This is a genomic window from Sphingomonas pollutisoli, from assembly GCF_029167165.1.
In the GTDB taxonomy this organism is placed as follows: Bacteria; Pseudomonadota; Alphaproteobacteria; order Sphingomonadales; family Sphingomonadaceae; genus Sphingomonas; species Sphingomonas pollutisoli.
In genome coordinates this window covers 148,863-163,125 of the sequence record NZ_JARFNJ010000008.1, presented here as the reverse complement: position 1 = coordinate 163,125, position 14,263 = coordinate 148,863, and the positions used below count along the sequence as shown (strand labels likewise).

Annotated in this window: 15 protein-coding genes; 9 read left to right on the top strand and 6 right to left on the bottom strand. The window is 61.6% G+C overall.

The window, feature by feature from the left end; translation table 11 throughout:
* Window positions 1–131 precede the first annotated feature (131 nt).
* Window positions 132–1,382 carry a DUF6438 domain-containing protein gene (locus tag PX554_RS18315; protein WP_157801340.1) on the top strand — a complete coding sequence of 417 codons (1,251 nt, stop codon included), beginning with the start codon at window positions 132–134 and terminating at the stop codon, window positions 1,380–1,382.
* A gap of 57 nt (window positions 1,383–1,439) precedes the next feature.
* Here the strand turns inward: PX554_RS18315 and PX554_RS18310 are convergent, their stop codons facing one another.
* Window positions 1,440–1,898, bottom strand: a complete 459-nt coding sequence (locus PX554_RS18310) for an Rrf2 family transcriptional regulator (RefSeq protein ID WP_100239641.1) — start codon at window positions 1,896–1,898, stop codon at window positions 1,440–1,442.
* 110 nt (window positions 1,899–2,008) lie between these two features.
* Between PX554_RS18310 and PX554_RS18305 the strand changes: the two genes are divergently transcribed.
* From PX554_RS18305 to PX554_RS18280, 6 genes are all read left to right on the top strand, one after another.
* The gene (locus tag PX554_RS18305; protein ID WP_275503943.1) at window positions 2,009–2,443 is read left to right on the top strand and encodes a group III truncated hemoglobin; all 435 of its coding nucleotides are present in this window, start codon (window positions 2,009–2,011) and stop codon (window positions 2,441–2,443) included.
* Window positions 2,440–3,126 (top strand): alternative oxidase, encoded by a 687-nt coding sequence (locus tag PX554_RS18300; protein ID WP_100239643.1) that lies wholly within the window; start codon window positions 2,440–2,442, stop codon window positions 3,124–3,126. The genes PX554_RS18305 and PX554_RS18300 overlap by 4 nt, the downstream gene beginning before the upstream one ends.
* 1 nt (window position 3,127) lies before the next feature.
* The gene (locus tag PX554_RS18295) at window positions 3,128–3,400 is read left to right on the top strand and encodes a TehB family protein (RefSeq protein ID WP_100239644.1); all 273 of its coding nucleotides are present in this window, start codon (window positions 3,128–3,130) and stop codon (window positions 3,398–3,400) included.
* Window positions 3,401–3,437: 37 nt separating this feature from the next.
* Window positions 3,438–4,649 (top strand): NO-inducible flavohemoprotein, encoded by a 1,212-nt coding sequence (hmpA, locus tag PX554_RS18290; protein WP_275503942.1) that lies wholly within the window; start codon window positions 3,438–3,440, stop codon window positions 4,647–4,649.
* 14 nt (window positions 4,650–4,663) lie between these two features.
* Window positions 4,664–5,128: a hypothetical protein gene (locus PX554_RS18285; protein ID WP_100239646.1), complete on the top strand. Its 465-nt coding sequence runs from the start codon at window positions 4,664–4,666 to the stop codon at window positions 5,126–5,128.
* 120 nt (window positions 5,129–5,248) lie between these two features.
* Window positions 5,249–5,839 (top strand): TetR/AcrR family transcriptional regulator, encoded by a 591-nt coding sequence (locus PX554_RS18280; RefSeq protein WP_100239647.1) that lies wholly within the window; start codon window positions 5,249–5,251, stop codon window positions 5,837–5,839.
* Between the two features lie 258 nt (window positions 5,840–6,097).
* Here PX554_RS18280 and PX554_RS18275 read toward each other — a convergent pair whose 3' ends face one another.
* Entirely contained in the window at window positions 6,098–8,350 is a 2,253-nt protein-coding gene (locus PX554_RS18275; protein ID WP_100239648.1) for a nitric-oxide reductase large subunit, read from the bottom strand.
* Between the two features lie 41 nt (window positions 8,351–8,391).
* Window positions 8,392–8,661, bottom strand: a complete 270-nt coding sequence (locus PX554_RS18270) for a cupin domain-containing protein (RefSeq protein ID WP_275503941.1) — start codon at window positions 8,659–8,661, stop codon at window positions 8,392–8,394.
* A 393-nt stretch (window positions 8,662–9,054) separates the two neighbouring features.
* Here PX554_RS18270 and PX554_RS18265 point away from each other — a divergent pair, with 393 nt between their 5' ends.
* Together PX554_RS18265 and PX554_RS18260 are read left to right on the top strand one after the other, a co-directional pair.
* The gene (locus tag PX554_RS18265; RefSeq protein ID WP_100237112.1) at window positions 9,055–9,765 is read left to right on the top strand and encodes a Crp/Fnr family transcriptional regulator; all 711 of its coding nucleotides are present in this window, start codon (window positions 9,055–9,057) and stop codon (window positions 9,763–9,765) included.
* Between the two features lie 378 nt (window positions 9,766–10,143).
* Window positions 10,144–10,770 carry a DJ-1/PfpI family protein gene (locus tag PX554_RS18260; protein WP_100237113.1) on the top strand — a complete coding sequence of 209 codons (627 nt, stop codon included), beginning with the start codon at window positions 10,144–10,146 and terminating at the stop codon, window positions 10,768–10,770.
* A 399-nt stretch (window positions 10,771–11,169) separates the two neighbouring features.
* Here the strand turns inward: PX554_RS18260 and PX554_RS18255 are convergent, their stop codons facing one another.
* Genes PX554_RS18255 through PX554_RS18245 form a run of 3 tightly spaced genes read right to left on the bottom strand, consistent with a single transcriptional unit; the run spans window position 11,170 to window position 14,195 of the window.
* Window positions 11,170–12,558, bottom strand: coding sequence for a pyridoxal phosphate-dependent decarboxylase family protein (locus PX554_RS18255; protein ID WP_275503940.1), 1,389 nt, complete (start codon window positions 12,556–12,558; stop codon window positions 11,170–11,172).
* 60 nt (window positions 12,559–12,618) lie between these two features.
* Window positions 12,619–13,263, bottom strand: a complete 645-nt coding sequence (locus PX554_RS18250) for an MBL fold metallo-hydrolase (RefSeq protein WP_100239650.1) — start codon at window positions 13,261–13,263, stop codon at window positions 12,619–12,621.
* Entirely contained in the window at window positions 13,263–14,195 is a 933-nt protein-coding gene (locus tag PX554_RS18245; RefSeq protein ID WP_275503939.1) for a LysR family transcriptional regulator, read from the bottom strand. The genes PX554_RS18250 and PX554_RS18245 overlap by 1 nt, the downstream gene beginning before the upstream one ends.
* Window positions 14,196–14,263 lie beyond the last annotated feature (68 nt).

The window sequence follows — 14,263 nt, the reverse complement described above, 5'->3', positions numbered from 1 at the left end:
AGGGCCATATGACAATCATGAAGCAGATTGGCTGCGCGTTTCTATTGACGCTGGCTTTCAGCGCGAATGCGGCCGAAGCAGCGCCGGCGCGACATGTTGTCCGGGACACTTCGCGGAGTGAGCTTGAAGATATGAAAATCACCCTGCAGCGGTCGGCCTGCTTAGGCATCTGCCCTGACTATAAGGTCACGATCCATGGGGACGGGCGCATCGTTTTCACCACCGAAACCTCGCCCACCGATCGCGTCGCCGGCCTTCATCGCAAGTTCGCTCCGGTGCGCGGCGTCTTCTTGCCAGGCACCCATGAGGACCGGGTAGATCCCAGGGCGGTCGCCGTCCTGTTCGATCGGTTCCAGGCCGCGAATTTCTTCGGGCTTCGCAACCAATACCGGGCAAGCGTCACCGATCACCCGACCTATACGCTGACGCTCGACATGGGCAAACGGCACAAGACGGTCGAGGACTATGTCGGGCGTGAGGTCGGCATGCCGGCGGCGGTCACGGATCTCGAGAAAGCGGTGGACGAACTGGCGGGAACGGCCCGCTGGGTGCGCGGCACGCAGGCGCTCATTCCGCTGCTCGAGAATGAGCATTTCGATTTTGCTTCGGCGGATGCAGCGGAGCTTTTGGTCGAAGGGGTGCAAGGGAATGCCGACGAAGATCTGCTGGTCGCCCTATTCGACCGTGGCGCGCCACTGAGCGTTCCGGTTGGCCGCGACGGCTCGACCTCTCAGCCGGGCGGCGATGAAGCGCCTGCCGGCATCCGTTTGCTGGAGGGTTCGATCAAGGCCGGGCGCCCGAAGCTCTTCTCGCGGCTCGCCTCTACCGGCTGGCTCGACCGGCTGGGCAAGGATGCGGCCGCGCAGCTGTTCGCGCAGAACGCCGGCGGCTGCTCGGCCGATCTCGTCGACGCGGTCGCGAGTGCGGGCGTCGACATCGACGCGCCAGAAACGATCAATCCGAATGCGGATGCCCGGGAGGCCCAGGGCGGGACAGCGCTCATGAAGCTCGGGACCAGCTACGGCTGCAAGGACGAGACCCGCAGGCTTGCTGCCGCCGAGCGGTTGATCGCGAAGGGCGCAAACCCGAACCGGATCGACAGCCTTGGGCGAAATAGCCTCTACGGTGTCGAGAATGTCGCGCTGCTCGACCTGCTCCTTCAGCATGGGGCGGATGCCACGATCAAGGACCGCGAGGGCCTCAGCATGATCTTCGGAAGCTGGACCGATGATATCGTCATCCGGCTGATCGAGGCAGGAGCAAGTCCTGTCGGGAACTATGGCTTCGATAGCAACCGGACGCTGCTCGAGGAGACCAAGGCGCGCCGTATGCCGAAGGTCGCCGCCTGGCTCGCATCGCACATCACCACAGCTGAGCGCTAAGTTCAAAACAGGGTGGGACGGCTTGGACAAGCGAGAGGAAGCTTGGCCGGACCTCGTCTAGATCGGCGATACCGGTACGTCGGGGTTCGCAGCCAATGCCATGCCCGCCAGCAGCCGGCCTAGATCCTCTCGCTTGGTCATAAGGTCTGCGAGAGTGTATCGGTCCAATACGCCGAGAAAGGCCGAAAGCGCCTCCTTGAGAACGCCCGTGAGGCCACAGGCCGGCGCGATGACGCAGCTCCCGCAGTCGACCAGATCGAATCCGTCCTCGGTGTGGCGGACCAGCGCGCCGATATTTATGTCTTCCGGTGCTCGCCCGAGGCGGATGCCCCCGAAGCGGCCACGCACGGTCTCGACATAGCCCGAGCGCGCCAATTCGTTGACCACCTTCATCAGGTGGTTCTGCGAGATGCCATAGGCCCGCGCTACCTCGGCGATCGAGCACAGCCGCTCGGGCTGCGCGCCGAGATGGAGCAGCACGCGCATCGAGTAATCCGTGAATAGCGTCAGCTTCATGCCTGCTCCCGCGAGGCCAAAAAACGGCTCGCCTCAAATTAGGTATTCTTGTTGCATGTTTCAAAGTCGAGGGATAGATGCATCGTTGATACATGATTGGAGCATGAGTCGTGGACGGCGTCCCGGAGATCGACGAAGCAGGGCTGGAAAGGTTGATCGACGCCTTTTATGCGCGCATTCGCGTCGACGCCGAACTCGGACCGATTTTCAACGACGCGATCGAGGACTGGCCGGAGCATCTCGACAAGCTGGTTTCCTTCTGGTCGTCGGTGATGCTGACCACCGGCCGATACAAAGGCCAGCCGGTGCCAGCGCACAAGAAACACCAGCATCGCCTGGCCCCCGCGCTGTTCGAGCGCTTGCTCACGCTGTGGGCGGAGGTCACGAACGAGCAGATGACAGCTCGCGCCGCGGCTGCGTTACAGGCGAAGGCAGCTCGCATCGCCGAGAGCCTGCAGCTTGCTCTGTTTTTCCGGCCGGATCGCCGACCGGTTCCTCGGCCCGCCCCAGCGACGGACCATCTCAAAAGGAGCGTCCTGTCATGACCGACATCCCTCTTGTCGACCTTACGGTCCATCACCAGCCGCGCGACCTGCGCGACCGCATCGCGCTCGGTTTCACCAAGGTATTGCGCTTTTGCGCCGATACGTTCTTCGCCAAGCGCTACGGTCATCGCGCGATCGTGCTGGAGACGGTTGCCGCCGTGCCGGGCATGGTCGGCGCGACGATCAACCACCTCAAATGCCTACGCCGGATGTGCGACGACAAGGGCTGGATCCGCACCTTGATGGAGGAAGCGGAGAATGAGCGCATGCATCTGATGACTTTCATCGAGATCGCCAAACCGACCCTGTTCGAGCGGCTGGTCATTCTTGGCGTTCAGTGGGTCTTCTATCTCGCCTTCTTCGCGCTCTACCTCGTCAGCCCTCGGACCGCGCACCGCATCGTCGGCTATTTCGAGGAAGAAGCGGTGATCAGCTATACGCACTTTCTCAAGGAGATCGATGAGGGTCGCAGCCCTAATGTGCCGGCGCCGACGATCGCACGACACTATTGGAAGCTACCGGATAACGCCACGCTGCGGGACGTCGTGCTGGTAGTGCGCGCGGACGAAGCGCATCATCGTGATGTGAACCACGGCTTCGCGAGCGAACTGGCAGGCTTGGACACCGCCGCTGGCGTGGCTCCTTACCCCACGCACGCCGAAGACATCCGGCTGGCCGCCTGACATGGCCGCCCTGCCCTATCGGTCCACGCCGGTCTTCGACCAGGACACATTGCCGGTTGCATTGCGTGGTCGGCACAACACCAAGGCCGGCGTGTGGGGTTTGGTGCGGGTGATCGAGGGGCAGTTGCGGCTCACCTATCTCGACCCGTCGTCCGAAATCCTTCTCGATCCCGAGACACCGGGATTGGTCCTTCCTCAGCAACCGCATTTCGTCGAGCCGATTGGACCGATGAGGATGCGGGTCGATTTCTACGATCAGTTGCCGACCGGCTGAACCTACTTTCCTTTCCAACCCGTCACAGGAGACGTTGATGTCGCAGACAATCAACGAGCGCACGATCGCGCTCGTCAAGGCCACCGTACCCGCACTCGAAGCCAGCGGGCTCGAGATCGTGCGCGAGATGTACGCCCGCATGTTCGAGAACCCAGAGATCCGCGACCTGTTCAACCAGTCGCATCAGGATGCCGCGGGCGCTCAGCCGCGCGCACTGACGGCGGCGATCCTCGCCTATGCCAGCAATATCGACAATCTCACGGCGCTCGCGCCCGCGGTCGAGCGGATCGCGCAGAAGCATGTCGGCCTCCAGATCTTGCCCGAGCATTATCCGCACGTCGGAGAAGCACTGCTCGGTGCCATCAAGGCCGTGCTCGGCGAGGCTGCGACGGAGGAAATCCTGGCGGCCTGGGGCGATGCCTATTGGTTCCTAGCCAAGGTTCTAATGGCGCGCGAAGCGAACATCTATCGCGAGCATGAGACCGCCGAAGGCGGCTGGACCGGCTGGCGCGATTTCCGCGTCGAGGAGGTGATCCGCGAGAGCAGCGTGATCAGTTCCTTCATCCTGCGTCCGGTCGACGGTCGCGCAGTCATCCGCCACAAAGCAGGGCAGTATCTGACCTTCTGGTTCGAGATTCCGGGGCATCCCCCGATTAAGCGCAACTACTCGATCTCGAACGCGCCCAACGGCGAGTTCTATCGCATCTCGGTGAAGCGCGAGCCGCACGGGCTGGCCTCGAGCTGGCTGCACGATCACGCGAAGCCGGGGACGATCCTCAAGGTCTCGCCGCCGGCCGGCGAGTTCTTTCTTGCCGAGCATCCCGAACGCCCTGTTGTCCTTCTGTCGGGCGGTGTCGGTCTGACCCCGATGGTCGCGATGCTCGAGACGCTGGTCGAGAGGTATCCGGGCACGCCCGCCCACTATATTCACGGAACCCATGACCGCGATACACACGCGATGCGCGACCATGTTCGCGAGTTGGTGAACGGCGGGACGGTCGTGCAAGTGACCGACTTCCACCAGACGCCACTGGTCGGCGAGCTGGCAGGCCAGGATTATGACCGAGCCGGGATCATAACCGACGAGTGGTTGATTGCCAGCACTCCCGTCGCGGAGGCGGATTACTATATCTGCGGCCCGCGTCCGTTCCTGCGCGCGGCTGTATCGGCGTTGTCCCTTGCCGGAGTGCCGTCCGACCGTATCCACTACGAGTTCTTCGGCCCCGCCGACGAATTGCTGGCCGCCTGATTGGGACGATTCGGATGGACGATGTCATTGTCGCTCGCGCGCTGCATGTCCTGGCGATCCTGCTGTGGATCGGCGGCGTGGGCTTCGTGACTTGCGTGGTGATGCCGTCCATTCGCCACGATCACGATCCAGACTGCCGGCTCGCCGCCTTTCACCGGATCGAAGGGCGGTTTGCCGGACAGGCACGCCTATGGGTGCTGCTCGCGGGCACGTCAGGTCTCTGGATGGTCTATCGGTTCGAAATGTGGGGTCGGTTCGCCGATCCCCATTTCTGGTGGATGCATGCCATGGTCGGAGTCTGGGCGATCTTCGCTCTCATGCTTTTCATCGTCGAGCCGCTATTCCTTCACGATCGCATGAGGCGTTCCGCTTCACCCGCCGCGGACTTCATGCGGATGGAACGCATGCACCGCCTGCTGCTTGCCCTCTCGCTCATCGCGCTACTGGGAGCGGTGGCCGGCAGCCACGGACTGATGTGATCGCATCCCGGTATCAGTTGCGTTCGAGCAGCATAGGCCTGCCATAAATCGCCATCCTTTTGCCGTGCCGAGCGGGTAAACGAGAGGTCTCGATTCCCGGCACGAAAGGCGTTGGTAAAAGTGGGCCGTAAACGGCAGTTCGACATAGACGAAGCCCTCGACACCGCCATGCGCGAATTCTGGCTCAAGGGTTACGAAGGGACCTCGCTGTCCGATCTCACTGCGGCGATCGGAATCGAACGGCCGAGCCTCTATCGGGTGTTCGCGAGCAAGGAGGAATTGTTCGGCCAGACTCTCGAACGCTACCGACGACAGCATCTCGAATTCGTGGAACAGGCACTCGAAATTCCTTCGATCGAGATTGCGATCGAGACGTTTATCTGTCGGTTCATCGAGGTTATCGCCGACCCCGACACGCCACTGGGCTGCCTGACCTTGAATGGTGCGATTGCATGCGCACCGGAACATGAGACGATCCGGCAGAAGCTCGTGAATTACCGCGCCTATTATGAAGGCGTATTGCGTCGACGCTTCGAAGCCGCGCTTGCGAAGGATGAACTCGTCGACAACGCCGCACCAGAGGTACTCGCCCATTTCGTCATCTCGGTTTGTGGTGGTCTGGCACTTCAGGCCAAGTCCGGCGATCTTCGAGAAACCTTGTGCGCAACCACGAAGATGGCCCTTAGCTGCATCTCGCAGCAGCTTCGATAGGATCTGCATGGAACCCAACTTGAAGGGTATGACGCCCTAGATCAGCTGTGATCTGGCGTACCCTCCTTCAGCCCGGCACCATGAGGTCTTTCAAGTTGGGCAAGTGCGTTGGACTGCGCCCTCGGTCCGGGAACGGGATGTTCGACCGATTCGAGCACCCATTCGTAGATTTTGCTTCACGCCTATGAGGGCATGACCTGTAGAGACGGCTTGGGACAGTCCTCCCCTGCACGCCCACCCTTTGACCGCCCTTCTTGGCTATGTCCGCGTGCCCTGACGCCACAGCCCGAGGATCACGATCTGCCACGCGACTGCTATGGCGCCTGCGATGAACACCACGTCGCCAAAGGTACGGATCCAGCGCAGCGTCTCAAGAAAGCCTTGCTGGAGGAACGCGTCGCTGCGCGCATACCACATGCCGGTGGTGACACTGGCTTCGAACTGGAACAGGCCAACCGGAAGCAGGCTGGTGAAGATCATCAGCACTAGCCCCGCGTTCAACCCCCAGAAGCCGGTCTGCATCAGCCGCTCGTTGAAGGCGATGTCGGACCTGATGTAGCGCAGCACCAGAAGGGTGAACCCGAGCGCCAGGAAGCCATAGACTCCGAACAGCGCCGCGTGGGCGTGGACCGCGGTCGTGTTCAGCCCCTGAAGGTAGAACAGTGCGACCGGCGTGTTGATCATGAAGCCGAAGACGCCGGCACCCAGCATGTTCCAGAAGGCGACCGCGATGAAGCACATCAGCGGCCAGCGCATCGCGCGCATCCAGGGGGCGTGATTGCGCAGGCTCCAGCGCTCCCATGCTTCGTAGCCGAGCACGATCAGCGGCACCACCTCAAGCGCGCTGAACGCCGCGCCGACCGCCAGGATGGGCGTGGTCGTGCCCGAAAAATAAAGGTGGTGGAAAGTGCCAGGCACGCCGCCCACCATGAACAAGGAGGCCGAAGCGAGGCTGGCGGCGGTCGCGATCCGCCGTGACACCAGGCCCATGGAGGCGAAGATGAAGGCGATCGCAGCGGTGGCGAACACTTCGAAAATGCCCTCCACCCACAGGTGGACCACCCACCAGCGCCAATATTCCATGATCGTGATGTGGGTGCGCTCGCCGTAGAACAGTCCCGAGCCGTAGAAGAGACCGATCGCGACGGTGGAGACGGTGAGCAGCGCCAGCAGGCTTTTGTCGCCTCCATCCTTCGCGCGCAGCGCCGGCAGCATGCCGCGCAGCATCAACGTAAGCCAGAACAGCAGCCCGCCGAACAGTGCGATCTGCCATACGCGGCCCAGGTCGAGGAACTCATATCCCTGATGCCCGAACCAGAAACTGAGATTGGCAGGCAAGGCATGCGAGAGCGCTAGAAAATTGCCGATGAAGGATCCGGCGACGACAAGGATCAGCGCCCAGAACAGGATGTCGACGCCGAGCTTCTGATACTTGGGGTCACCGCCGTTGATCACCGGCGCAAGAAACAGACCGGCGGCGAGGAACGCCGTCGCGATCCATAGTATCGCGCTCTGCACATGCCAGGTGCGGGTCAGCGCATAGGGAAACCATTGCGAGACATCGATGCCGTAGAAGCTTTGTCCTTCGATCGTGTAGTGCGCGGTGAAGCCGCCGATGAAAACCTGGAAGATGAACAGCGCGGCGACGACGAACAGATATTTGCCGAGCGATCGCTGCGACGGGGTGAGCGCGGCCAGCGTCAGCGGGTCCCTGTCCGCCGCGACGAGCGGCGTATCGTCGTGACGGCGCAGGAACGCCCAGCCCCAGATCAGCGTGCCGACGCCCGCGATCAGGATGACGACGCAGGCAAGCGACCAGAGGATGTTCTCCGGCGTCGGCTGGTTGCCGATCAGCGGTTCGGGTGGCCAGTTGTTGGTGTAGGTGGCGACCGTCCCGGGCCGTTCCGTCGCGGCGGCCCAGGCCGTCCAGAAGAAGAAATCGGCGAGCTTGGCGCGGCTTTCCGGGCTTGGGAGCGTCCCCTCTTTCATCGCATAATTATCGCGCATCTCCTGAAGCGCGGGATCATTGCCGTAGAGCCGGCTATAATGGTCGGCAGTCAGCGCGATCGCGCGGGCGCGGCGATCCGACACCGTGAGGACGCCTGTCGCGGCATCATGGCCGTTGTGGCGATATTCCTGCCGCAGGCGATAGGTCAGCGCGGCCTTCTGCTCGACACCCAGCGTATCGAACGCCTTGCCGTAGGTCTCCCACGCGGCGAGATCCAGCCATGCGACCAGTTCGCGATGGAGCCAGTCGGCACTCCAGTCAGGAGCCTGGTAGGCGCCGTGGCCCCAGATCGAGCCGAGTTCCATCCCACCTGTACTTTGCCAGGCCGCTTGACCCGCCAGGATGTCGTCATGGGTCATTAGCACCGAGCCGGAGGGCGTGACGACCCTGGCGGGGATAGGTGGAGCCTTGCGATAGACTTCAACGCCCGATACGCCCAATATCGTGAAGGTCACGGCCAGGACCGCGATCAAAGTCCACCAAAGCTTGCGATACTCGCCCACTGTTTCCCCCCCTGTCGTTACCACCGCGTCGTACCAGTCGCTCAGGCCGGTTCAGGCCCTCCGCCATGGGATTCATCGAACATGATCGTCAGAAGCAAGGAACTGTCGACGATCGCTTCTACCGCGTGCGGGGCACCCGGATCGAGGAAGAGCCAGTCGCCGGTTCGAAGCTCCGGCGGCGTGCTACCCTCAAAGCGTACATGACCCGCAATACAGTAAAGCGTCATCGAACCGGCAACGTGGTGCGGTGCGATTGATTGGCCGGCGCGAATGACCAGGTGAACGGCCTCGAAGGATGGTGTGCGTGCCAACGCCACAGTCCGTGTGGTCTTATCGCCGAGCGGTGCCAGGCGAAACACCTCTCCTGGTCGGGAATGCGGCAGCGCCACAATCAGTCCGCCTGCGCTGCGCGCATCGCGCGGCTTACGCCGCCTATCAGCCTTGAGAGTTCCGCAAAAAATCGCTGGGTTGCGGTCTTGAGCGGAGCGCTGTTTCGTTCGCACGACACAGGATGTCGCAAATCAAGCGGGCCCGATCCGATCACTTCACCGCATTCTGGACAGAGCATTGCGATACCTCAGCCGTTATTTTCCGCTAGACGGTTTTCGTTCCAGCCGCAGCCCGAATCTAGCATAGTCGGGGGATTCGAGGTTGCGCTGGCGCAAACTGCTCCACTTTTGCGAACCCGCTCTTACAAGGAAGCCATGATTGCTCGGAATCCCGTTAGCGCAGATCCGATCTCGGGCATCGCGCTGTTCACGGCGTTGCCGCCGGATGTGCGAGCGCAAGCGGTTGCGATCGCGCGCAAGCGGGATATCCCCCGTGACGTACGGGTCTTTGACCAGGGACAGCCGGCCGGCCGTGCACACGCCCTATTGTCCGGGAGTGTCCGGATTACCCAGTCGGGGAGCGACGGCGGCGAGATACTGGTCCGGTTCATTGGTCCGGGCGAAATTTTCGGTTGTGTTCCTTTGTTGACCGATGGCCTCTATCCCGCCGACGCAACGACGATGGTTGATTCGATCGAGATCAGCTGGAGTCCCGTCGATCTCCTGGAGCTGATGCGGCAGCATTCCACGATTGCGATCAATATGACCGCCATTCTCGGCACGCGGTTGAGCGAAGCGCAGGAAAGGTTGCGCGAGCTTGCCACGCAGAACGTCGACCGACGGATCGCGCGGGCCTTGCTAAGGCTAGCCGACCAAGCCGGAAGACGAATGAATGACGGCATCCGGATCGAGTTTCCCCTGCGGCGCAAGGATATCGCCGATATTGCCGGCACTACGCTCCATACCGCCAGCCGGGTCGTTGCAGGGTGGGAACGGCGTGGCTTGATTGCGAGCCATAATCAACAATTGGTCCTGCTATCTCTCGATAAGATTCGTGAGATCGCCGACGGTGCTGCCGGGCATTAGGTCAACCGATGCCAAGCGAAGCCGAGCCCAGCGGCGCCTTCCGCCTCGATGAACCAGACCGCAGCAGCCTTGCGTTCATTGCGCCATCTATCACAACCAACAGCCGCGACGGATTCCGATTCGTCGTCACCGATATCCACGCATTGAAGAAGGCAGAGCGTTCAAGTGAGCTCAGGGAGACTGACGTCCTTCCACGAGGGAGGATGCGTTCTCTGTCCTCTGATCAACGTGTGTCGCCGGCAGTGTAAGGGCGAAAACATTACCCTCATTATTCACAGATATGAAATTCAGTATTCCGAAATACTGCTATTACAGCACTACCATAGATGGCGGAACATACCCTATAATGAATAATATGCATTTTTTGAGAGAAGTACGATGACAAAGCGTGTTCTATTGTTACTTGCTGACGGATTTGAGCCCCTGGAAGCAGCCGGATTTACCGATGTTCTCGGCTGGGCGAATCTTGATGGAGAAGAGGGAATAGAGCTCGTTTCTGCAGGCTTGCGGTCGCCGCTCAAGGCGACATTCGGATTCTCAGTTTTGCCCCAGGCACTGGTGGCAGACCTTGATCTGGATGGATTTGATGCCGTTGCCGTTCCAGGGGGATTTGAAGGTGCGGGCTTCTATAACGACGCTTTGTCGCAGCCATTTACCGACATTATTCGCAGATTTGTGGAGAGGCAGCAAACCGTGGCGGCCGTTTGCGTCGCATCCCTATCATTGGGTGCAGCTGGAGTATTGAATGGCCGACGCGCTACGGTTTATCACCAGATCGGCGGCAAGCGGCGAGCTCAGCTCGAAGGTTATGGAGCGCAGTTTGTCGACGAAGCCGTTGTCGTCGACGGCACGTTGATTACCTCGACTGGTCCAGGCACCGCGATCGAGGTTGCCTTTGAACTGCTGACAACCCTAACATCGCAAGCGAACTCAGATCATATCCGCAAACTGATGCGGATCCCAGAACCCGCGGAATCGTGGCGTCGCACGCCTCAGGTGCCCTGAGCTTGAAATAGCGGTCTGGCGGATGGCCGTCCGACTATTGACAGCGCGTATCCGGGTTCGATCGGGCCTTTCGCACGCTAGCCGAAACCCGAAGGTGCCTTCGGCCTCGATGAAAAGGTTCATGGAGGCGGGTGTTGTGTCGGCCCCTTCCAGTCGAGCCGATCCACTCATCGACCTCTGCTGGGGTTCGCCGACATCGTCGACCCGCCGCAAGGACGCGAAGCGCATCATCGATATAGTGCTCGCCTGCCTCTGAGAGCCCGACACTGCGAGTGGTCATCCAATTCTGTCCGGCGATCCCTGGCAGACCGCGCACGTACCCACCCACTCGAAACCGATCGGCATCTGCCTCGATCGGATCCGCGGCGGCCCAACCGCCGCGGACATCCGTATCGCGCTTCAGTTCTTCACGTCACGCAACAGTCCAACCAATAGCGCGACGAGCTTGTCGAGATTTTCCTGGTTCGTGCGCCAGCTTGAGAAACTCAGCCTGAACGCCGGGCGTCCTTCCCATCGGGTCATACCGAACCAAGCAACACCGGAAGCCTGAGCGGCCCGGCAAATGCGCTGGGTGCGCTCGTCGTCGTCCGCGCGCACCAGCACCTGGTTCAGCACCACATCATTCAGAATCTCATAGCCTTCGGCTCGGAGACGTTCAGCGACATGCTGCGCCTGCGAAATGTTGCGGTCCACGAGTTGACGAAGGCCATCTCGGCCTAGCGTCCGCAATGCCGCCCAGATCGGGATGCCGCGGGCGCGACGCGAGAACTCGAGTGTCAGGTTCTGCTGCGCGGAGGCGGAGGTCGGCGCGTATACCGCCTCGGAGGACATCGCGGTCGCCATGTTGTCCGCTTCCCGGCAAATAGCGAAGGCACCGTCATAGGGCGTGTTCAACCATTTGTGGCCGTCCGCCGTCCAACTGTCCGCCCACTCCACGCCATCGCACAGCGCCCGCGAGGACGAGGCGCGCGCCCAAAGGCCGAACGCCCCATCGACATGCACCCACGCCCCACGTGCCTGCGCCATGGGGATGAGCTTGGCGAAATCATCGAAGCTACCGGTGTTCACCTCGCCCGCCTGAAGGCATAGGATTGTCAGATCGTCCGCATCGGGTACTTGCTCGACGATCGCACGGCCCGATCCGTCGACCGGCAGTCGCACGAGATTGTCGAGACCGAAGCCCAGAATGCGAAGCGCCTTGATGAGGGCCACATGCGCCGTCTCCGGCAGCATGACCCTCACCACCGGCGCGCCTTGTGCGCCGTGGCGGTCCCAATTCCAGCCAGCACGCGCGAGCAGCGCCCGGCGGGCTGCTGCGAGACAGGCGATGGTGCAGGCAGTGGCACTCGTGCCGAAGCCCACCCCGGCGGACCGGGGAAGGTCTAGGGCTTCCAAAATCCAGCGAGCCGCCTGTGTTTCGATCACGTCGGAGACCGGCGAGCTGTCGAACGTCGATGCGCGCTGGTCCCAAGCGAGCACTAGCCGCTCGGCGGCAGCGGCGGCCGGGAGAACGCCACCGATTACATAGCCGAAATAGTTGGGACCCGTGCTCGCGGATGTCGCGGGAGAGCCGATATCGTCGAGAAGCCGCAGTGTGTCCGTAGCCGTCATCCCGTGTTCGGGGAAATCCTCCTGGAACGCGGAGAGCGCTTCGAGGGCCTCGGGTGCCGGCCAGGCGCGGCGGTTGCCGATCGTAGCTGTATAGGAACGCGCGCGTTCGTCAGCAGCTTGCAACAGGTTGATTTCGTCGCCATCAGCCGTGCCTGCGACGCCATTCAATTGATCCAACACATACTCCATGGATGAGTGATTCCGGGTTGCCTGAGGCGGCCGGTTCTGCCCGTCCCCTTACATCGACGCTAGAGAGAGCAGCGCTTGCGTCAATGTCCCATCGACCGTCTCGAAGCCGTCCAGAACATCGAAGTGATTCTTGCCCGGGATCTCCAGCGGGGCACCTTTGTTTCCCATCGCGGCCCATGCCTCGAGGAAGTTGTTGGACTGATTGCCGAAGGCTGTAGTCTCTGCGCCGCCCCAGGCTGCGATCAGCGGCGTTGCGCATGCCTTCACGATGCGGATTGGGCTGATGTTGAGGATCTCCTGACCGCTCAGGCGAAGCGCTGCCTGAAGCCAGCTATGGACGAACGGCGCCATGTCGAACAGCCTCGAGATCGAAAGGCCTCCTTTGACGACATCGTGCGCGAGTCTAAAATGGGATGAGGGTATCAGCCGGAAGCGCTTGGATTCGGTTTCCAGCATTGCCTCCTTGGCAAGAACGGCAGGCGTTCGGATGGCGAGCTCGTCGCAGCACAGGGGGCAGGTGAAGGCCACCGCATCCGGCGTCGCTTCAAGCCAATCGTTAAGCGCGCCGCATTCATCGGACTCGAAGTGGCTGAAGCCGAAATGGCGGATCTTCGAGACGTCGACAACGCTGCCCGCTGCCTCGCGTATCGTTGCCCTGCCAGCCTCATGATGATGACTTCTATCGAGTCGCATTAGGTCACGGTTGCCGGTTCAAGCTCATAGCGAGCCAGTATCTCGAGCTTCGCACGCAGCCCGACGATCAGATGATCGACCAAACCGCGCACGCGCGCGGAGATGCGATCTCCTTCGCGGTGGAGGATATGGACTGGCAAGGGTGGAGCTTCCCAGTCGGTGAGGATCGCCTTGAGCGAACCCGCGCGCAGTTGGTGGGCGATTTGATCTGAGCAGGCCTGGGTCAACCCGAAACCAGCCTCAGCCGCAGTTATCCCGCTCTCGTGAGCGTTCACGAAGAACCTTGGACGGACCCGCTTGGTGAATGCTTCCCCACCTCTTCTGAACTGCCAGTTCAACCCGGCGCCTAGCGCTGTGATGCCGATGGTCTCGTGCGCGTCCAGATCTTCTGGCCGCTGCGGAATACCGTGGGCCTCGAGATAGGAAGGTGCCCCACAGACGATCCGCCGAACAGCACCAACGCGGACCGCACGAAGGCTGGAGTCGGCGAGCGCTCCGACACGGACCGCGATGTCCTGGTTTTCGTCGGAAAGCTGGACCACGCGATCCACATAGAGCGTCGCGATCTCCATGCCGGGATGGAGGCGGAGGAATGCGACGAGAAGGTCCGATACGAACAGCCGGCCGAAGAGGACGGACGCGGTGACGTTGACGCGTCCGCGCAATTCCCCGTGGATGCCGCGGGCCGCATCGCCAGCGTCATCCACCGCGGCGAGGATGCGGCGCGCGTCGTCGACGTAGCGCTGGCCGGCCTCGGTAAGCCGGACGCTACGAGTGGTGCGGGCGACGAGCTTGACGTTGAGCTGGGTCTCCAGGTCGGTGACGATACGAGTGATCGCCGGTGCCGAGAGGCCGAGTTGGCGTCCAGCCGTTGCAAAGCCTCCTTGCTCGGCGATGGCGACGATGACCTGCATGGCGCGCAATGTGTCCATTATTCACGATTCCGGAAAAATCATTTCAGCAAAGTCTATATTCCCTATTCTATTGGAATTCACCAAAA